General features: G+C 38.1%; 12 protein-coding genes. 4 read left to right on the top strand and 8 right to left on the bottom strand.

The genetic code is table 11. The features are described from left to right. Positions 1-37: 37 nt before the first annotated feature. Positions 38-787: a UDP-2,3-diacylglucosamine diphosphatase gene (locus tag EV200_RS08120; protein ID WP_132530984.1), complete on the bottom strand. Its 750-nt coding sequence runs from the start codon at positions 785-787 to the stop codon at positions 38-40. A 154-nt stretch (positions 788-941) separates the two neighbouring features. Between EV200_RS08120 and EV200_RS08125 the strand changes: the two genes are divergently transcribed. From EV200_RS08125 to EV200_RS08135, 3 genes are all read left to right on the top strand, one after another. Then, the gene (locus EV200_RS08125) at positions 942-3,068 is read left to right on the top strand and encodes a prolyl oligopeptidase family serine peptidase (RefSeq protein WP_132530986.1); all 2,127 of its coding nucleotides are present in this window, start codon (positions 942-944) and stop codon (positions 3,066-3,068) included. Between the two features lie 420 nt (positions 3,069-3,488). Then, positions 3,489-4,499 carry an NAD(P)/FAD-dependent oxidoreductase gene (locus EV200_RS08130; protein WP_132530988.1) on the top strand — a complete coding sequence of 337 codons (1,011 nt, stop codon included), beginning with the start codon at positions 3,489-3,491 and terminating at the stop codon, positions 4,497-4,499. A 68-nt stretch (positions 4,500-4,567) separates the two neighbouring features. Continuing rightward, positions 4,568-4,885: a 2Fe-2S iron-sulfur cluster-binding protein gene (locus tag EV200_RS08135; protein WP_132530990.1), complete on the top strand. Its 318-nt coding sequence runs from the start codon at positions 4,568-4,570 to the stop codon at positions 4,883-4,885. Between the two features lie 327 nt (positions 4,886-5,212). Here EV200_RS08135 and EV200_RS08140 read toward each other — a convergent pair whose 3' ends face one another. The 5 genes from EV200_RS08140 to EV200_RS08160 form a co-directional block, all read right to left on the bottom strand. Continuing rightward, entirely contained in the window at positions 5,213-7,819 is a 2,607-nt protein-coding gene (locus tag EV200_RS08140; protein ID WP_132530992.1) for a glycosyl hydrolase 2 galactose-binding domain-containing protein, read from the bottom strand. Positions 7,820-7,895: 76 nt separating this feature from the next. Next, on the bottom strand, positions 7,896-10,154 hold the full coding sequence (locus EV200_RS08145; protein WP_132530994.1) for a GH92 family glycosyl hydrolase: 2,259 nt from the start codon (positions 10,152-10,154) through the stop codon (positions 7,896-7,898). A 112-nt stretch (positions 10,155-10,266) separates the two neighbouring features. Next, positions 10,267-11,595, bottom strand: a complete 1,329-nt coding sequence (locus EV200_RS08150; RefSeq protein ID WP_132530996.1) for an alpha-L-fucosidase — start codon at positions 11,593-11,595, stop codon at positions 10,267-10,269. 19 nt (positions 11,596-11,614) lie between these two features. Beyond that, the gene (locus tag EV200_RS08155) at positions 11,615-13,306 is read right to left on the bottom strand and encodes a S41 family peptidase (RefSeq protein WP_132530998.1); all 1,692 of its coding nucleotides are present in this window, start codon (positions 13,304-13,306) and stop codon (positions 11,615-11,617) included. A gap of 210 nt (positions 13,307-13,516) precedes the next feature. Next, complete coding sequence (locus EV200_RS08160; RefSeq protein WP_132531000.1) at positions 13,517-13,732, bottom strand: hypothetical protein; 216 nt, start codon at positions 13,730-13,732, stop codon at positions 13,517-13,519. Positions 13,733-13,892: 160 nt separating this feature from the next. Here EV200_RS08160 and EV200_RS08165 point away from each other — a divergent pair, with 160 nt between their 5' ends. Further along, positions 13,893-14,495, top strand: coding sequence for a porin family protein (locus tag EV200_RS08165; RefSeq protein WP_132531002.1), 603 nt, complete (start codon positions 13,893-13,895; stop codon positions 14,493-14,495). Positions 14,496-14,628: 133 nt separating this feature from the next. Here the strand turns inward: EV200_RS08165 and EV200_RS08170 are convergent, their stop codons facing one another. Beyond that, positions 14,629-15,414, bottom strand: a complete 786-nt coding sequence (locus EV200_RS08170; protein WP_132531004.1) for a DUF4397 domain-containing protein — start codon at positions 15,412-15,414, stop codon at positions 14,629-14,631. Between the two features lie 12 nt (positions 15,415-15,426). Then, positions 15,427-16,977 carry a SusD/RagB family nutrient-binding outer membrane lipoprotein gene (locus EV200_RS08175; RefSeq protein ID WP_132531006.1) on the bottom strand — a complete coding sequence of 517 codons (1,551 nt, stop codon included), beginning with the start codon at positions 16,975-16,977 and terminating at the stop codon, positions 15,427-15,429. Between the last annotated feature and the right edge of the window lie 11 nt (positions 16,978-16,988).

Consider the following 16,988-nt stretch of genomic DNA (forward strand, 5'->3'; position numbering starts at 1 on the left):
CCTACAGTTTATTTAAAGCTTTGATGATTAAAGCTATTTACGATTTCGGGATAAAATATTCCAGTTTCAGGTCTACCCCATCAAAAACGCCATAAGAATTAGATTCAAGCCACTCGCCAATATTAACATAACGACTCCCATTGCCAAGATTTAAATCTAAAGGCAAATGCCTGTGACCAAAAATAAAATAGTCGAAATGCGCTTTCTGTAACTGCTCTCTGGCATAAATGGCTAACCATTCCTTGTCTTCGCCTAAAAAAACTTCCTTCTCTGTTTGCGCAGCTCTACTTCCCCTACTCCAGCCATTGGCAATACCAATTCCGAAATTTGGATGTAGGCGGGCAAAAAGCCATTGACACAATTTGCTTCGGAATATTTTTCTTAAGAATTTATATTTCGCATCTCCCGGGCCTAATCCATCGCCATGATGCAGGTAAAAATTTTTACCGTTTCGCTCGATAATCATTTCATCGCTAATGATTTGCATCCCGATTTCCTTTGTAAAATAATCACTAACCCACATATCATGATTACCCTTAAAGAAATAGATTTTGATGCCAGCATCTGCCATTGCAGCTAATTTACCCTGCAAACGGATAAATCCTTTTGGAATCACCTTTGCATATTCAAACCAGAAATCAAAAATATCACCCATTAAGAACAATTCGCTGCAGTTGGGCTCAATAAAATTTAACCAGCTTACAATACGTGCTTCCCGGGCACGGCTATCGGCATAATCCGGAGTGCCTAAATGAAAATCAGATGCGAAATAAATTTTTTTATCCATGTATTACTCAAAGGTAAAGGAAAAAGGCTAAAGCGGAAAAAGAAAGACTATTAGGGAGAGCTGAAAGACCAAAAGCAAAACTAAAGGCAAAAACAAAAATCATGTAATGATATCATCTGTGAAATCATATATTAGTAAATAAATGATTTCTACTATGAAAAACAAACTTTTATTTGGCTTATTTGCGCTAAGCCTTTTGGCTTGTAATCAAGATAAAAAACCAATAGATAAAATAACACGAATGAAATATCCTGATACCAGAAAAGATAGTACAACAGATCAATACTTTGGTAAAACCATTGCCGATCCTTATCGGTGGCTTGAGAATGATACCTCTGCTGAAACCAAAGCCTGGGTAATAGCAGAAAATAAAGTGACCCAGAACTACTTGAGTCAGATTCCCTATCGCGCTGACATTAAAAAGCGACTCACCGAAATCTGGAATTATCCAAAGGAAGGTGCACCGATTAAAGTTGGTGAGTATTATTTCTTTGGTAAAAACGATGGTTTACAAAATCAAGGTGTATGGTATATCAAAAAGGGTCTGGAAGGAAAAGAGGAGGTATTTCTTGACCCTAACAAACTTACCACTGATGGTACCGCTGCAGTTTCTTTACTTGGGTTTTCTCATGATAAAAAATATGTAGCCTATTCGGTGGCGCAAGCTGGTTCAGACTGGAGCAGTGTTTATGTGATGGATATTGCGACCAAAACCAAATTAAGCGATGAGTTAAAATGGACTAAATTTTCTGGTGCGGCCTGGAAAGGCGATGGATTTTATTACAGCCGATTTGATGCACCTGCAAAAGGGACAGATTTGTCTGCAACCAACAAGTTTCAAAAGATTTACTACCATAAACTGGGCGAATCACAAAAGGATGATGAGTTAATTTTTGAAGATAAAACCAATCCCAACTTATACTTTGGTGCTGATGTAACAGAAGATGAACGTTTCTTAATTATTTCTGCAGGCGCCGGAACATCAGGAAACGCATTATATTACCAGGATTTAAATGAGATAGGCAGCAAAATATCTGCGTTAGTAAAAGGTTATGATCACAATCATAATGTTATTGATAATAATGGAGATCAGCTGTTCCTCTATACAGATCTGGATGCAGAACATAAACAAGTGGTTTTAATCGATCCTAAAAATCCAGATCCTAAAAAATGGAAAAAAATCATACCTGAATCTGAACTTCCATTAGAGGCTGTAGCTAGCGGTGGTGGCTTTTTATGGGCTTCCTACCTGAAAGATGCCAGCACTAATATTGTTCAGTTTGCTTTAAACGGAGCTAAAATCGGCGAGGTTAAACTTCCGGAAATTGGCACTGTTGTTGGCTTTGGAGGCTATAAAGAGGATAAAGAATTCTTTTACACTTTCACCAACTTTACCACTCCGGGAACCATTTATCGTTATGACATTGCAAAAGCAACATCTGTGCTGCACAAAAAATCTGAATTGAAATTAAACATCAATAATTACGAAACCAGTCAGGTTTTCTACCCTTCGAAGGATGGCACTAAAGTTCCGATGTTTATCGTCCATAAAAAAGGGATTAAACTTGATGGCAATAACCCTGTTTACCTGTATGCTTATGGTGGTTTTCAAGTGAGTTTAACACCATCTTTCAGCTTATCCAGAATGTTGTTTCTGGAAAAAGGCGGAATTTATGTACAGCCAAGTTTGCGTGGTGGGAGTGAATATGGAGAGGCCTGGCATAAAGGGGGCATGTTGGCAAAAAAGCAGAACGTATTTGATGATTTTATTGCTGCTGCAGAATACCTGGTAAAAGAGAAATATACCAATCCGGCTAAAATTGCAATTTCCGGGGGTTCAAATGGCGGTTTATTGGTTGGTGCCTGCATGACACAAAGACCAGAACTTTTTAAAGTAGCTTTACCGGCTGTTGGTGTTTTGGATATGCTCCGCTATCATAAATTTACCGTAGGCTGGGGATGGGCAGTAGAATACGGCACCAGCGATAAAAAAGAAGATTTTGATTATCTGATCAAATATTCACCACTACATAACGTCAAATCCAGCGTTAATTATCCAGCTACACTCATTACTACAGCAGACCATGACGATCGCGTAGTTCCTGCGCATTCATTTAAATTTGCAGCAACCTTGCAGGAGAAATATAAAGGTGAAAACCCGATCCTCATCAGGATTGAAACAAAGGCAGGGCACGGTGCAGGAAAACCAACCACTAAGTTGATTGAGGAAGCAGCTGATGTTTGGAGCTTTGTGTTTCAGAATTTGGGAATGAGTTGGTAAATTTTTTACGATCATTTTTGATAATTCTTAAATTAGATGATTTCATAATATAAGTGTTTGATTCGACTTACGAAGTTTAGTTGGCCTGTGTGTTAGAGGAACTTCGTCAGTCTATTGAAGTTTTGAATCACGTTATTAAACTGTCGAAGTCTTTCTGCACTCCTGGCCTTTTAGACTTCGCAAGTTGATTTGCTTTTCTCTATTTAAAGCATTTAAACCAACCAGTAAATTCATCTCCCACTAAACCCATAGACCAATTATAATTTGCTTTAAAGCACACAAAACCTTTAACTTTTGTTTTTAATTAGTTTAAAGCATATAAAATACTGAATACAAAAAGCTTACAGAATTATCTAGAATATTTCTAAATAGAGACATTCATAAAAGTTTATTTTGTAACTTTGCCTAAATTTTTTTTGAATGATCTCTACTGATATAGCCATAATTGGCGCTGGTCCGGTTGGTTTATTTGCCATTTTTGAAGCCGGTTTATTAAAAATGCGTTGCCATTTAATTGACTACTTACCACAAGTTGGTGGTCAGCTTTCTGAAATTTATCCGAAGAAACCGATTTACGATATCCCTGGTTATCCTTCGGTATTGGCACAGGAATTAATTGATAATTTGATGGAGCAGGCTAAGCCCTTCCATCCTACTTTTACTTTAGGCGAGCGTATCGAAGGTTTAGAAAAACGTGGCGAAGCCGATTTCGTATTAACCACCAATATGGGTACCATTATCGAAGCTAAAGTAGTGGTTATTGCCGGAGGTTTAGGTTGTTTCGAACCCCGCAAACCTGCTGTTGAAAATTTAGAGAATTTCGAAAATGGTAAAGGCGTTAATTATATGATCCTTGATCCGGAGAAATACCGCAATCAAAGAATGGTAATTGCCGGTGGTGGTGACTCAGCTTTGGATTGGACTATTTATTTAGCCGAAGTTTGCTCGGAACTTACTTTAGTACACAGAAGCGAAAGTTTCCGCGGTGCCCCTGATTCGGTTGCTAAAGTAATGTCGCTAGCTGAAAGTGGAAAAATTAACTTAATCCTGAACAGCAATTTACAAGCTGTACAAGGAACGGATAAACTGGAGCAGGTTGAAATCGTTCAAAATCGTACGATGGAAAAAACAGTTGTAGCAGCTGACCATTTAATTCCATTATTTGGTTTAAGTCCGAAATTAGGTCCGATTGAAGGATGGAATTTAAACATCAGCAAAAGTGCTATTGAGGTAAATGTTGATGATTACTCAACCAATATTCCAGGCATTTATGCCATTGGTGATATAAACACTTACACGAACAAATTAAAATTAATCCTGAGTGGTTTCCACGAGGCTGCATTAATGAGCCACAGCGCTTATTCTTACATGAATCCCGGCGTGAAATACACCATGAAATATACCACCGTAAACGGGGTTTCAGAATTTTAAGGATTTTTTAATTTGTGTTTATAAATGCTCTGTAGTTTTAGTTAAGTTTGCGTTAATAAGTGAGCGAAATGGAAAACAACATAACAATATACATGCAGGAGCCGGATGGCTCTGTTACGGAACATGAAGCACCAACAGACATGGGCTTAAGTTTAATGGAATTTTTGAAAGCCTCTGAATATGATATTCTGGCAACTTGTGGTGGCATGGCTTTATGTGCTACCTGTTGTGTAGATGTGCTGGAAGGTGAAGAAAAACTTAACGAAATGACTGATGACGAATATGCGATGCTGGATACTTTGCCAGATTTATTGCCTAATTCTCGTTTAGCTTGTCAGCTGCAGTTAAATAATAACATGGATGGTTTGAAGGTAAAGCTTCACTAAGTTTTAGAAAGACAAACAATAAAGGCGATGCATGATGTATCGCCTTTACTGTTTCTAGTGTTTTTGTTTTCTAGTTTGCTGATTTGAAACGCGGATTAAAAATCCGCAGTAAGATTAGACGGGATTGCAAATCCCACCCAACTTCATCCATAAAATTTAGTGCTGGTCGAGATTTATAATCTCGACCCCCTAACTGCGGATTTTTAATCCGCTAAAAGATAAACCAACACCATTCACAGGTCAAAATTTAATCTGATTCATTGCAGATTGAAATTCACAATAAACAAGATGGGATTGACAATCCCGCCTAGCTTAATCCCTCAAATTCTACTGTACCTGAACTTTCATGCGCTCAACATTCCATCCGTATACTTCCACCGCTAAATTTTCTGGTGCTCCGGTATATTCAACCACAATAGTTTTATTTTCTCCCGGAAGGATGCTAATGTAGTTGTCATCATAAAATGCAGGAAGGATCCGCTTTCTAGTTTGTTGATCAATTAAAGCAACTCGGTTAAAAAACGCCACTGGATTACCTTCTTTATTACTGAGCATGACTTCTACTTTACCGGCCTGCTTCTGAGTAGCTGTAACCTTTAATGGTGCTGATTTTAGCTTTTGCAAACCGCTGTATTCACCATTTTTGTCTGTAAGCCAGTAAATATTTTCACTTAAGATATGCTGTTTCTGATCCAAAATCCGAAGCGATACAAATAAACCTTCTTTCTGATCTAGTTTTTTTAAGAAATCATTTATAGGGAAAAATCTGCGAACTGATGAAGGACCAATACTGTTAAAAGCCTGCGTGATGAAATGCTCTTTTCCATCCATGTCATATGCTTTTGCCTGAACCATTAGATTATTAAGACCTGTAAAGCCATTATTAACCACGGTAACCATGCTATCAACAGGATTCATCATCACATGTAAAGATTCACTTCCTTTTCTTAAACCATATAAACATGCATTTGGATCAAGATAATAATCGTACATCTGGCCACGAAGCGCAGTCCACGGATTTTGCGTTTTCCAGATAATTGACCCCGTATACCAATCCCACATTTTATTGGAGAAGCCTTCCATTAAAGCACGGTATTGATCGTAATTAACCAATTGTGCTTTCATGGCAAAATCTTTTACATCCTTAGCCTTTCCATATGGATTGATGTATTGCTCATAAGCAATGTATTTATGGTAATCCCAAACCGAATCTGGCTTTTCCTTAAACTGAGGAGCAACCATATTTTTAGCTGGGATAAACCTTTCCAATGATTCATAATCACCCACACCAACTGATCCCACTTCAGAATTGTATGGAAATGTTTTAGTACTCCAAAAGCTTTTAGGATCCTGAATACCATATGGCCCATCGCCATTGCCACCCAGGTCATTAAACGACATTTCATCACTGTTTGAAAAATCGAAAAACAGGCGGGTGCCATCTAAACGAGGTAATATGTCATTTTTAATCGGGTTTAAAATATCTTCCGGCGGCGTGATTTCATTTCCCCCACACCAAAACGCCAGTGAAGCATGATTCCGAATCATTTTCACCTGATCTTCAATCGCATCTAAAACCAATGGATGGTTATCCGGATAGTTTCTCCGAGTCCACTGATTTTCTTTTTTCATCGGATCAACCCAACGACCATTACAATCGCCGCTAAACCAGAAATCCTGAAAAACGAGCAAACCATATTTATCACATGCATTATAAAACTCTGGTCGTTCCAGGATTGCACCTCCCCAAATCCGAATCAAATTCAGGTTCATATCTTTATGGTACCTGATTTCGGCATCATAACGGGCATCGCTGAAACGCAACATGGCATCTGAAATAATCCAGTTGCCACCTTTAATAAAAATTTTCTGGCCATTTACATAGGCACCCATACTTTTGGTATGTTCATTCCAGATGTTATCAATCTGCCTGAGCCCTACTTTTAAACTTTCCTGATCAAAAACCTGGTTTGCGGAAAGAAACTGAATTTTAAGATCGTAAAGATTTTGAGCACCATAGCCGCTTGGCCACCAGAGTTTTGGATTTTCTATAGACAGATCTGCAAAGTTTACCGTTGTAGTTTTACTAGCCGGCAATGATATGGATTTGCTAATGGTTTTACCAGCAATCTGATATTGCACAACACCGGTAACCACTTTATTGGTTGGATTCTCTACCTCTACCGATACTTTTAGTGTCGCAGGTTTTTGTGCGCCAGTTGGCAACCTTTTACCCGGAACCAAAGTAACTACGTGGGGGTTTTTAACATTAATGGCTTTTGTTTTTTCGATGGTTACCTTATCCCAAATTCCGGTATTCCTATCTCGAATGGGCTGAATCCAATCCCACCCTGCGGTGTATTGCGTGGTTAATCCCTTTGCAATTGTTCCATCACCACCTTGCCCACCGTTAGGATTACCAGGAAAATCAGGTGGATAAACCACCACTGCTAATCTGTTTTTTCCTGTTGGCGATAAGAATTTTGTGATGTTGTATTCTGCCCGGATGTGCATCCCCTCGTGTGTTTTGGGGTTTAGTTTTTTTCCGTTCAGATAAAACTCCGCCTTATAATTTATTCCGCGAAACTGCAGCCACACTTGTTCATTAGCCACCGCCTTTTCAGAAAAATCTTTAACAAACCAATAGGTGTAGTGATCATTTCCGGTTTTATAAACATCCTCAATTTTTTCATTGTTCATGCCATAAAATGGATCCGGAACCTTTTTATTATTTAACAAAGTAGTCAGTACCGTTCCGGGAACAGTTGCAGGCATCCAGTTGTTAAGCGAAAAATTGGTGCTTGACAATTGCTGACCATTTACTTTAACCTCTTTGATGTTATTGCACAACCAGCCAGTGTTTAATTCGTAGCGTTGTTGTGCCTGAACACAAATGTTGGCAACTAATAAAAAAAATAAAAGCAATTTTCTCATATCATGTATACTATTGAAGATTTGAATTTATAGGATGAATATCGGCATATGGCTAACATTCATCCGATTACTAAGTTTACTTTCCGGAAACTGGTCTGTCACTCGCGGATATACCCCATAATTTAGATGGTTGATTTCCCATATAAATCGTCATATAACCACCTTCTACGATGGTTTTGTGTAGAATAAATGACTTGGTATAAGGCTTTCCATTTAATAGTATCCTCTGAATGTATTTGTTCTGAGCACTATTATCAATGACATTAATATCAAATGTTTTCTTGTTTGGTAAATTAATCGTAGCATTCTTAACCAGCGGTGTACCAAAAACGTATGCACCATTGGCCGGATTTACAGGATAAAATCCTAAAGCTGAAAACACATACCAGGCACTCATTTGCCCAACATCTTCATTTCCACATAGTCCATCCGGTTTTGAGGTATAGAAGTCGTGATCAATTTTACGGATTAAGTCGGCTGTTTTCCATGGCTGACCAGCATAAGCATATAAATATGGAATATGGTGTCCGGGTTCATTACCTTGTGCATAATTACCAATTAATCCAGAAATATCTGGAGAGCTTTCCTTACCTAAATCAGCGGGAACAATAAATAAGGAATCTAACTTATTTACAAAAGGCTTATCGCCACCGAAAAGATAAATTAAACCTTCTACATCCTGTGGCACCAGCCAAGTATATTGCCAGGCATTTCCTTCCGTGTAATCATCTTCACGGTGTTTCGCTGCAACAGGGCTAAATGGCGATCTCCATTTTCCATCTGCTAGCTTACCTCTCATAAACTGCACATCCTGATCAAAGTATTCAGCATACAAACCTGCTCTTTTACTGAAATACTGATAATCTTCTGTTTTGCCCAGTTCTTTTGCAAACATGGCAATACAATAATCATCAATAGCATATTCCAGTGCTTTAGCAACAGATTCATTTACTTTATCTGCCGGGATATATTTCAATTTCTGAATGTAATCAATGCCATCCGTTTTCTGCATGGCAGATTGTTTAACGGCTTCATATGCCAACTGTGCATCAAAACCACGGTAACCTTTTAAATAAGCATCAACCACTACGGGTACGGCATGATAACCCACCATAGTATTGGTTTCATTGCCCATTAAATGCCACACTGGCAACTTTCCCTGCTCTTTGTAAATCGCCAGCATGGTGTTTACCACATCATTCACTTTATCCTGATGAAGAATAGTATAGAGTGGATTTGCTGCACGATAAGTATCCCAAAGAGAAAAAGTAGTTAGGTTGTTAAAACCAGCTGCACGGTGTATTTTTTTATCTGTACCTAAATAATCCTTATTGACATCATTAAATAAAGATGGCGCAATCATGGTATGATAAAGTGCAGTGTAAAAAACTTTTTTGGTGGTCGCTGAGGCATCAATTTTAACTTTTGATAGTTCTTTTTCCCACTTCGCATCGGCGGCTTTAACTGTAGATGTAAAATCCCATCCTGGTAGTTCAGTTTTTAAATTTAACAGCGCATTCTCGGTACTCACTGGCGATAAGGCTACTTTAATCTGTAATTTATTTTGGCTAACTGATGCAAAATCAATTACTGCTTTGATTTTTTCACCACTTACATCAGTACCCTTTGCTAGTTTATCATCGCTATAGATAGAAAACTTCTGTAAAGGTTGAGAAAGTTTAATCACAAAATACAATCGCTGATCGTTGGCCCAGCCTTTAGAGTTTCTATGCCCTACAATTGTGGTGGCATCCAGTTGTTTAAATGATGCATTAACAGGCTTATCCCATCCAATTCCTTCAATCAAATCAATAATGACATGAGGGGTTTCTGCCTTTTTTGGGAAGGTATATTGATGAAAACCAACGCGTTCAGTGGCGGTTAACTCAGCCTTAATTTTATATTTATCCAGCAATACGCTATAATAACCTGCTTTTGCTACTTCATTTTCATGCGAAAACCTGGAAAGGTATCCATTATCTTCATCACCTTTTTTACCTTTTTGTAGGATGGTTTCTCCGGAGGCTGGCATAATGGAGATATCTCCAAGGTCTCCAATTCCGGTACCACTTAAATGGGTATGCGAAAAACCAGTGATGGTATTGCTCACATAGTTATAGCCACTACACCAATCCCACCCTTCAAAAACATTGTCTGGCCCCAGTTGTACCGCCCCGAAAGGAACATTGGTACCTACAAAAACGTGACCATGTTTAGCGGAGCCAATAATTGGATCGACAAACTGTGTTAAACTGTTTTTCTTTTGAGAAAAGGCGTTAACGGTAAACAGAGAGGATGTTAATAATAGAATAGATGAGATTTTCTTGAATTGCATGTGCTTATAATTTCCTACAATAGATTTAAAGTCTAAAAGTAAAACGTTTTACGTAAATTTCAAGCATAAGTGAAAAAGATTTAACCACAAACCATTAAAAAGTAATTTACGGTTAGTGATTAACCTCCAAAACAATCACTTGATCTGGCTCTGAATCATTTAAAGCTGTTTTAATTTCCAGATTCGAATTTTTGAAGGTATAATTCACTTTGCTTTTATCTTTAAGCAAATAAGCCTTCCTGATTTTCTTTGCAGGAAGATTATTTAACTGAAGTGTTGTGGTTTTTCCATCTAAAATATGGATATAAATTTTTTGATCGTTTTGCGTGATGCTGCCCCAATCCTGTGGTTTTATGTATCCGCCATGGGTATTGTAAATGCTTTCTCCATAAATTTTAAGCCAATCACCTAAGCCAGCCAAACGATCCTGAAATTCGGGCTGAATTTTGCCATTAGGCATTGGGCCAATATTTAACAAAAGATTTGAACCTAAACTTGCAGCCTTAACCAACATATGCACAAGGTCTTTCTTCGATTTATAAAGCGTATCACTTAAATTATATCCCCATGAATTTGAAATGGTTTCGCAGGTTTCTAAAGGCAACTTTTCGGAAGCCTTCTGAAAACTCAACCCCGACTTATTTTCCCCGGGAAGATCACGTTCAAACATTTGAAAATCTTCTCCTGCGAAAGGCATTAAATGATGGTTGTTACCAATCATACATTGGGGCTGAAGTTGATGGATCAATCCATAAATTTCATTGTATTTCCAGTCAATCCGTGATGCTCTGTCGCTTGATCCTTCAGGCGCGGTCTGGTCCCAGTGACCATCAAACCAAATGCCTCCAATTTCACCATAATTGGTTAACAATTCGGTTAATTGGTTTTTCATAAAAGCAAGATAGCTGGCGTAATCGCCTTTACCTTTCCTCCCTGAAAACTGACCTGTGCGACCAGTTTCGTGTGGGTAATCTTCTCTTCGCCAATCCAAAAGAGAATAATACAGGTATAACTTTATTCCCTGCTTGTGGCACTCATCCGCCATCATTTTCACAATATCTTTTTTATACGGGGTATGCATAATATTGAAATCTGAATATTTAGTATCCCACATACTAAAACCATCATGGTGCCGGGTAATCAGCGTAATATATTTCATGCCTGCCGATTTTGCCATGGTTACCCATTGCTCGGCATTAAAATCAATTGGATTAAAAAAATCTTGAAGATTAGTATAATTGTGTACGGTAAGCTTCCTTTCGTTCATTACCCATTCGCCACTGCCGGGTATACTAAAAGGTCCCCAATGAATAAACAAACCAAACCGGGCATCACCAAACCAAGCTCTTTGTTTCAAGTTATCTGCCGTAGGTGTATAATTCTGGGCTTTCAACCCCAAGCTTAGTAACAAACAAAGTGCTGCTGTTATTATTTTTTTCATTTGGAGATCTGGGTTAGGTTTAATCTACGGAGGCTGTTTCCTTCATTGGCTTACCAATTACCTTATAATTTCCTTCGCCTTTTAAAATAGCCAACATTTGAGGCTGATTACCGAATAAAGCTTTAGCCCCCATTAACTCTTTATCGTATTGAAAACTTTGTTCAATTCTGCCTTTTTCATAAAAATAGCGGCTAACGATTTGCGTTTCCAAAACTCTTTTAATTTCTGATTTGTGTACCGCCATATCAGTCTTTTTAGAAACGGTTAGCTTGTATTTCAAGTTTTCCAGATCGGCTTTAACTTCTGCTGATTTATTTTCTTTTTCTGCTTCAATGCGTAAGTCAGAAAGTAATCGTTCTGTTTTGCTTTGGTAAGTCAGGTCTTTATCTGCCAGCGTATTTACAAAAGCAGCATAATCCGCATCAGAAAGCTGAAAGGTTTTGGCAGATTCAAGCTTTGGATTGTTTTTTCTGTACTGATTGGCATAGTTAAAAAACAAGCTCTTGTTAATCATATTGATGGTTACCGGACTTAATTTATCGGCATTAATTACCACATCGGGATATACACCATTGCCGCTATATACATTCCGGCCAGCCTTGGTTTGAAACATCAACATAGTAGAATCTGCAAATCGTTCGGCAATTCCATCTGCATTTTTATGGGCATAATCCAATTTTTGAATGCACCTACCTGATGGCGTATAATATTTCGCAACGGTTACTTTCACCATACTATTGTAGGGCAGGTTAAAAGTTTGCTGAACCAATCCCTTTCCGTAGCTCCTTTGCCCAACCACAATCGCCCGATCAAGATCCTGCAGAGAACCAGCCACAATTTCTGAAGCTGATGCTGAATTTGCATTTACCAATACGACTAAAGGCAGATCAATAGAAACTGGTGGATATTGTGTTTTATAAGCAATTGTTTTTTCTACATTTTTGCCTTTCTGCGTAACAATAAGCTGATCTTTATTGACAAACAGGTTAACAATTTTTACAGCTTCCTGCAAAATTCCACCACCATTGTTCCGGAGATCAAGAATAATTCCTTTTGGATTTTGTTTGTTGATGTTTAATAAAGCATCTTTTACTTCCTGGCCAGAGTTTTCTAAAAACTTATCTAGCTTGATGTAACCAATACCATCGCCAACCATACCAGAATAGGATACATTTGGTTGCTTAATTTTTTCACGAATTATTTTCTTGGTGAGTTCCTTTCCTTCGCGGATAAAAACGAGATCTACCGGAGTACCTTTTGGCCCTCGTAATAACTGACTAATCTGGGCCCGTTCCTTTCCCTTGATTTCAATGCCGTTTATTTTGATAATCTGATCACCGGCCTTAATCTCATCTTTATAAGCAGGATAACCTTCGCTTACTTCATTTACAAAAAGTTTACCATCAATTATAACCGTACTGGCACCTATTCCACCATATTGGGTACTTACATATTTAAGCTTGTAATCTTCAATTTCCGATTCAGGAACATATTCTGTGTAAGGATCAAGGCTATCCAACATGGCATCTATGCCGGTTTTCATAAGTTGAGGTGCATTGGTATCATCAACATAATTGATATTGATTTCCTTATAAAGGGAGGCGAAAATATCCAGGTTTTTTGAAACCAGAAATAAGTCTTCCTTAAATGAAAAAGATAAAATTGCAATGCAACATCCTGCAACTAAAAAAGCATATCTTAAATTTTTCATCCTTTGTTATATTTAATGGTCATCGTGAATGAAGATTTATGTGAATGATTTATATGGAGATACTGCATAATAAAGCATTAACCACGAATAAATTCACGATCGTATAGGTGTAAATGTACAAAAAGAGATAAATATTAAAAATACTTATTCAGGCACAGCGTAAATAAAGCGTTACGAAAAAAAAAGGGGAATTTTTTAAGAAGTTTGGGGCTATAACCTGTTGCCTTTGGTATCGGCTAAGGCTTTCTGAATGGTAAATTCAATATAAGTACGATCTCGTTTTACCAATCGCATTAAATCCAGGATCAATTCATCTTCTTTACCAGGTGTAAATTCTAATGGCTCATTGGCTAAGTCGCGATATTTCCTTAAGAACTTTGTTTTTACTTTAAATGCGGTTTCATCGGTAAGTTGAAAATTAGCCATAGCAGATTTTATTTGATGCAAAAGTAAAAAATATTTGCGCACAATAATATCTTTTTTATCTGTTGAGGTGAAAAAATAGAGATTACCGAAATACCATGCATGATAATTTTGTTAAAACATCGTTATCTATCCTATAAAAAACACGCAAAAATTAAGAAAAATGAAAAAACTTATTCTCCCTATTGTTTTCCTGGCCTTAGGCTGGGCAACATCTCAAGCGCAAACATTTAACCTTGGGGTTAAAGCTGGTGTAAATTTAGCCAAACTTAATTCAGATTTTGCCAGTGAAGAAAATCGCCTGGGTTATCAGGTTGGTGCCTGGGCCAGAATTGGCGGTGCGAGTTTCTATGTACAGCCCGAAGCTTATATTGGTAGCAAAGGCAATAAATTCATCAGTTTTACCAATAACAACAATAACGAGGTTGCTGCTGAAGGCAAGGTGAGGTTTACCACACTTGATGTACCTGTTTTAATTGGAACTAAATTCGGCGCTAAAAATTTAAATTTCAGGGTAATGGCCGGACCTGTTATTTCGTTTATCCTGGCTGAAAATTCGAGTTTCAGTTCTGCTTATCAACAAGCTACTGATTTTGACAATTATAAAAATCAAGCCTTGGGATTACAGGCTGGTGCAGGTGTTGATGTAGGTGCAATCTCCGTTGATTTACGTTACGAAGCAGGCCTTTCCAACATCAGTAAAAGTGAAAAATACAGCCAAAAGCCTAACTTATTTCAGTTGAGTTTAGGATTTAAGATCTTGTAATAAGTATTTATATTAGAAATCTATCATCATGAGCTTGTCGAAGTACTCTAAAGCATTTCGACAAGCTCAATGTGACAATTTAGAAGAGAATCGATTTATAATAACACTTCTTTTTTATGATAACAAAATCCTATTAATAAAATGAGGTATAATAGCTTATACCAAAAGGCGTGGTTGTAGAACCTGCTATTCCCCTCAGGATAAAGGTATAAGCCTGGCCTTTTGTAAGTGTAGCAGTTAAATTTGTAGTTGATATAGGTGTAGTTGTACCAGCGTTGTTAAACTGATAGATATTCGCCTGACCCGGCAAAGGGATTTCAACAAAACCTGATGCAGCATTAAAAGCAATATTTGAGATGATTACCTGACCTGTAGCCTTTTGAACCAAATCTATATTTGTAGGTGCACCTGTGTATAAATTTACCATTCTCACAAATACCTTTGTCGTATCTAAAACAGGTTTCACTTCTTCCAACAGGTACGATGATGGAATCTTTTTATCTGTAGTGTTATAAGATCCTGTAGTAAACAAGGTATAATACCGGCCTCCATTGGTATTGATGTTGGTACTTAAAACGTTTAAGCTTTTATCTACCGTTGCGGAGGATACAATTTTTGCATCAATCTTGTTCGTACCTAGCGTAATCGGCAGGTATTGACCCGATAGATTAGGGAAAATAGTATTGTAACCAAAACCTGTTTCTCCGCTTAAAGCATTGTAAGCCCCTGTAATTCTGACATCGTTTAAGTAGAAGTTAATGTTCGGACTACCTGGCGTAACGTTAATGAATCGCAGAAACGAGTAAGCCGGATCGCCAACATTGATCTTGGTATACGGTGTACTTTCTACTAAATCACCTTTTTTGCATGCTGTAAATGCAATGGCAATGGCGAAGAATATATAGCATATCTTTTTCATAATAATATCTAATTAAGGTTGAGAAAACCACATTTTGTAAGTATGATAATCAGGTTGATCAGCACCAATCACTTTTAAAGCTGCCACGTTCCATAAGTATTCTGAATTGTAGCGCGGACGATAACGTTGTGCGGGCTTGCCGCCGTTATCTGCATAAAATGAATTGGGAAATACAAAAACGCCTGCATAAGGATTATTACCTTTTACATCTCCTGTGTTATAGTTGTACTTACGCAGATCACACCAGGTTTCTACAAAGCCATAACCATATAAAGCCAGGTATTTTTGCAACATAATATCCCTCAGGGTTAATGCAGAAGCACTTTGTTTTACGGCGGCGCTGGCCATGTAAGTGTTTTTTTGAGTGGTGGTTATAGCTGTACCCAGGGTGCTCACAAAATCGATACTTGATGTTATTCCATTCAGGTATGCCGTATAGGCTATAGATAAGTCACCTTTTCTAAATGCTGCTTCTGCTTTGATAAACTGCATTTCGGAATAGGTCATGATGGGGAACCCAACATTATCTTTAAAAAGGTACTTACCAAAACCTGCGCCTGGATTGGCTGATGCCAACACACCCCATGGATTTGGAATTTGGTTTTTCAAAGCCGCCGTGCCGGGATCACTGGAACCTGGTATGGTTCCCCTGTAAACATTATCAGCTGAAGGCGTAATCATCGTCGAGATTCTGGGATCAATAACCGCTCCTGTAGTGCCCGTAAAATAGGTTCCATCCAATAACCCAACAATCATTCTGGTTTGGCGATAAGAAGCCAGGTTTGCCCTCAGCGGACCGAAGAAATTACCGTTTGCAGATGTAGAGCCTGTGTTTGGCACAATAAAGTTATCGGCATTGCTGGATAAGGCTTTGTCTACATATTCTATAACTTTCGCCGGATTGTAATTGGCTTTGTTTACCAGGTTGCTGGCGTTTCTAGCTAATATACCATAGTTGAATTTGATCCATTTGGCATTATCTCCGGCATAAACCAAATCAGCAGCACTCATTTTTGCTACGCTCCCGGTTCCATCAGTTCGAGAGAAATTCGCGATTGATTCATTAGCCAATCTAACCACCTCAGCATATACATCTTCCTGCTTATCATAATCAAATACAAAACGATTCGGTTCATAGGCCTGTTTTAAAATAATATCGCCGTGATAGTCAGTTGTAGTTTGCCAGCTCCAGGCTTTCAAAGCTTGTGCTAAGCCTATAAAATTGTATTCTTGTTTGACCTGAGAATCGTCAATAATGAGATTTAAATTTGCACCTAAGCCATAATAATTGGTCCGCCAGATTTCTCCCATTGCATCACTGCCAGGAATCCAGCCGTGACTTTCTCCAACGTTCACTGCTCCTCCAAAATATTGAATTACTCCACCAAGGTACCTCGCATCGAATTGAATACCCCTTTCCATTTGTGCAAATAGTGGCGGCGTTAAAGTTCTGTTTTCAGGTGTTTGTGGTGTAGCCGGATCTGTATTTACATCCAGATATTTTTTGCAGCCTGCAGATAGAAACACTGCCAATACCACCATTACTGTATATATCTTTTTCATCTTTCTAATCA

It is taken from the genome of Pedobacter psychrotolerans (genome assembly GCF_004340665.1).
In the GTDB taxonomy this organism is placed as follows: Bacteria; Bacteroidota; Bacteroidia; order Sphingobacteriales; family Sphingobacteriaceae; genus Pedobacter; species Pedobacter psychrotolerans.

Excerpts from the sequence above, each read along its gene's own strand:
- EV200_RS08150 (WP_132530996.1), bottom strand. The coding sequence starts at position 11,595 with ATGAAAAAAATAATAACAGCAGCACTTTGTTTGTTACTAAGCTTGGGG.
- EV200_RS08160 (WP_132531000.1), bottom strand. The coding sequence starts at position 13,732 with ATGGCTAATTTTCAACTTACCGATGAAACCGCATTTAAAGTAAAAACA.
- EV200_RS08155 (WP_132530998.1), bottom strand. The coding sequence starts at position 13,306 with ATGAAAAATTTAAGATATGCTTTTTTAGTTGCAGGATGTTGCATTGCA.
- EV200_RS08165 (WP_132531002.1), top strand. The coding sequence starts at position 13,893 with ATGAAAAAACTTATTCTCCCTATTGTTTTCCTGGCCTTAGGCTGGGCA.
- EV200_RS08120 (WP_132530984.1), bottom strand. The coding sequence starts at position 787 with ATGGATAAAAAAATTTATTTCGCATCTGATTTTCATTTAGGCACTCCG.
- EV200_RS08140 (WP_132530992.1), bottom strand. The coding sequence starts at position 7,819 with ATGAGAAAATTGCTTTTATTTTTTTTATTAGTTGCCAACATTTGTGTT.
- EV200_RS08130 (WP_132530988.1), top strand. The coding sequence starts at position 3,489 with ATGATCTCTACTGATATAGCCATAATTGGCGCTGGTCCGGTTGGTTTA.
- EV200_RS08145 (WP_132530994.1), bottom strand. The coding sequence starts at position 10,154 with ATGCAATTCAAGAAAATCTCATCTATTCTATTATTAACATCCTCTCTG.
- EV200_RS08125 (WP_132530986.1), top strand. The coding sequence starts at position 942 with ATGAAAAACAAACTTTTATTTGGCTTATTTGCGCTAAGCCTTTTGGCT.
- EV200_RS08170 (WP_132531004.1), bottom strand. The coding sequence starts at position 15,414 with ATGAAAAAGATATGCTATATATTCTTCGCCATTGCCATTGCATTTACA.
- EV200_RS08175 (WP_132531006.1), bottom strand. The coding sequence starts at position 16,977 with ATGAAAAAGATATATACAGTAATGGTGGTATTGGCAGTGTTTCTATCT.
- EV200_RS08135 (WP_132530990.1), top strand. The coding sequence starts at position 4,568 with ATGGAAAACAACATAACAATATACATGCAGGAGCCGGATGGCTCTGTT.